This window comes from Rhodococcus sp. R1101 (genome assembly GCF_000278445.1).
GTDB lineage: Bacteria > Actinomycetota > Actinomycetes > Mycobacteriales > Mycobacteriaceae > Rhodococcus > Rhodococcus gordoniae.
This window is the reverse complement of sequence record NZ_AJVB01000898.1, coordinates 1-642: the sequence shown is the minus strand read 5'-3', so window position 1 is coordinate 642 and position 642 is coordinate 1. Positions and strand designations below refer to the sequence as shown.

1 protein-coding gene is annotated in these 642 nt (G+C 74.5%); it reads left to right on the top strand.

All coding sequences use genetic code 11. The features are described from left to right. A partial coding sequence (locus R1101_RS28935; protein ID WP_037225345.1) for a condensation domain-containing protein occupies positions 1–642 on the top strand: 642 nt, incomplete at both ends.

Genomic DNA, 642 nt, shown 5'->3' with positions numbered 1-642 from the left:
GCCTGGGGCTGGTGCTCGGCGCGCTCACCGGCCGCACCGACGTGGTGTTCGGCGCGACCGTCTCCGGCCGGCCACCGCAGATCCCCGGCATCGAGGCGATGGTCGGGTTGTTCATCAACACCGTTCCGGTGCGGATCACCGTGCGGCCCGGCGACACCGTCGGCGCCCTCGTCGACCGCGTCCAGGCCGAACAGGTCGCCCTGCTCGACCACCACCATCTCGACCTGGGCACCCTCGACCGGCACCTCGGCGCCGCGGTGCGCTTCGACACCCTCACCGTCTTCGAGTCGTATCCGGTCGAACGCGCCGGCCTCGACCGCGACACCGACCTCGCCGGCATGCGGGTCGCCGACATCATCGGCCGCGACGCCGCGCACTACCCGCTGTCGGTGGTCGTGCACACCGACACCGCCGTGCACCTGCGCATGAAATACCTGCCGGAGGTCTTCGACCGCGCCGCCGTCACCGCGACCGCCGCGCGCATCACCGCCGTCCTCGACGCGCTCACCGCCGACCCGGCCACCCCGATCACGGCGCTGCCCGCGCTCACCGCCGCCGAACAGGCCGCGCTGCTGCCCGTACACGGCCCGGCCGGCGGCAGCGACGCGACCCTGCCGCAGCTGCTGGCCGCCACCGCCGCCG